Annotated in this window: 2 protein-coding genes; one reads left to right on the forward strand and one right to left on the reverse strand. The window is 70.1% G+C overall.

Annotated features, from left to right (window positions below):
* The first annotated feature begins 118 nt into the window (after positions 1-118).
* Positions 119-1573: an efflux transporter outer membrane subunit gene (locus tag PKE44_RS10390; protein WP_324550798.1), complete on the forward strand. Its 1455-nt coding sequence runs from the start codon at positions 119-121 to the stop codon at positions 1571-1573.
* A 9-nt stretch (positions 1574-1582) separates the two neighbouring features.
* Here PKE44_RS10390 and PKE44_RS10395 read toward each other — a convergent pair whose 3' ends face one another.
* A complete protein-coding gene (locus PKE44_RS10395; RefSeq protein WP_324550801.1) occupies positions 1583-2227 on the reverse strand; it encodes a hypothetical protein in 645 nt (214 codons plus the stop codon).
* Positions 2228-2400 lie beyond the last annotated feature (173 nt).

Here is a 2400-nt window from a genome sequence, read left to right on the forward strand (position 1 = left end):
TCGTGCCGCTGTTCTTCGTGCTGGTGCGCCGCTACCTCGGCGGGCGCGAGCGTGCTGCCGCGGTCTCGGTGCCCGAAGCCACGCCCCCGACCCTGCCTGCCCACACCGGAGACGCCCGATGAAGCGCAAGCGTCTGCGCCCGCCTGCCGTCGCGCTGGCCGCCGTGCTCGCGAGCGGCTGCATGAACCTCGCCCCCGACTACGTGCGTCCGTCGCTGCCGGTCGCCGATGCCTGGCCGGCCGGCACGAAACCGCCGGTGGCACAGCCGCTGCCGGCCCCGGTCTGGCGCGATTACTACCGCGATCCGCGCCTGCGCCAGCTGATCGAGACCGCGCTCGCCGACAACCGCGACCTGCGTCTGGCGGCGCTCGACATCGACAAGGCGCGCGCGCTGTACCGCGTGCAGGCCGCCGAAGCGCTGCCGCAGGTGAACGCCGGCCTGTCGCAGAGCGCGCAGCGCACGCCCGGCCAGCTGTCGCAGAGCGGCCGGGCGACGGTGTCGCGCCAGTACACGGCGCAGCTCGGCGTCAGCGCCTGGGAGCTCGATCTGTGGGGGCGGCTGAAGAACCTCGAAACCCAGGCGCTGGAAAGCTACTTCTCCAGCGCCGAGGCGCGACGCGCGACGCAGCTGACGCTGATCGCCGAGGTCGCCAATGCCTGGCTGACGCTCGCCGCCGACCGCGAGCGGCTGGCGCTGGCGCGCGAGACGCTAGCCAGCCAGCAGGCCTCGTACCGGCTGACCGAGCGCACGGTCAGCTCCGGCATCGGCTCGGGGCTCGATCTGGCGCAGGCGCGCACCAGCGTCGAGACCGCGCGCGGCGATGTCGCGACCTACTCGGCGCAGGTCGAGCAGGACCGCAACGCGCTGCGCCTGCTGCTCGGCAGCGAGCCGCCGGAAAACCTGCTGCCGGACAAGCTGCCGGCCGATGCCGCGACGCTCGCCGAGGTGCCGGTCGGCCTGCCGTCCTCGGTGCTGCTGCAGCGGCCCGACATCCTCGCCGCCGAGCACACGCTGATCGGCGCCAACGCCAGCATCGGCGCCGCACGCGCGGCCTTCTTCCCGACCATCACGCTGACCGGAGCCGGCGGCAGTGCCAGCGCCCGGCTCGGTTCGCTGTTCTCGGGCGCCAGCGGCTTCTGGAGCTTCGCGCCGTCGATCAGCCTGCCGATCTTCGATGGCGGCGCGAACCAGGCCAATCTCGACGCTGCGAAGGTCGATCGCGACATCGCCGTCACCACCTACGAGAAGACCATCCAGACCGCCTTCCGCGAGGTCGCCGATGCGCTGGCGACGCGCTCGACGATCCAGGACCGCCTGAGCGCCCAGCGCGCGCTGGTCGATGCCAGCGCCGACAGCTACCGGCTGTCCGAAGCGCGCTTCCGCCGCGGCGTCGACAGCTACCTGAGCACGCTCGACTCGCAGCGCTCGCTGTACTCGGCGCAGCAGAACCTGATCAGCGTGCGGCTGGCGCGGCTGTCGAACGGCGTCGATCTGTACAAGGTGCTCGGCGGCGGGGCGGGGGAGACGGAAGCGACAGGTGTGGTCGGCATGGGGCTGACCCTGAATCGCTGAGGCGAGCCGTCAGGATCGACGAGCGGTTCGCCGTCGTGCAGCGGCGAGTGCGAGTGCGAGTGCGGCGCTGCCGAGCAGTGCCGCGGTCGGTGGCGTGTCGATCTGCAAGGTTCCGAGGATCTGGAAACTCTGTTCGGGATGAACAAGCAGGGCCGGCTTCCAACCGACGAAGGGATCGGTGAACGGATCGTCGTCCAGCAGCAGCGTCTGGCTGCTGCCGTTGTCCGGTGCGCCCGACCAGGTCGTGCCGATACTGCCGGACAGGCCCAGCCAGTAGTCGCCGGCAGCGAGCATCAGGGCGCCGATGTCCAGTGTGTAGCGATAGCGGGTGGTGGTCGCTGTCGTGCCGAGGAAGGTGCGGACAGCCGTACCGCTGCCTTCCAGCAGCAGCGCCCCCGGCTTGCTGCTGTTGTCGGCATAGATCCGCCATGCGAAGTCGCTCGGCACGAAGCGTTCGGTGCCGGCGAACGTGACCGTATCGATGAGGGCAGCCGCCGCCAGCCGGAAATCCTGCGCGATGACGGTTTCATCCAGCCGGATGCCGCCGGCTGCACTTTCGGGACCGTTGTCGTAAAGCAGCATGGCAGTGGCAGGCTGCAGCGAGGACAGCAGCAGAGCCAGGTATGCATAACGTCGGGGCAGGGCGGGCGGCATGATGACGAGACTCCGGTGGCAACGGCACCCGGAGCGTAGCTCCTGTCATTCTGGTCATGAAAATCAATACGGTATGGGCAAGGTGGTGCATTCGGTGCCGTCCGCTGGAGTCTCGGCGCAGCGCCACACCCGGAACCCCGCATCCCCGTCCCAGTCCGGAAACTCCGCCCGCA

Origin of the sequence: Plasticicumulans sp., from assembly GCF_035331805.1 — a bacterium.
In the GTDB taxonomy this organism is placed as follows: domain Bacteria; phylum Pseudomonadota; class Gammaproteobacteria; order Competibacterales; family Competibacteraceae; genus Plasticicumulans.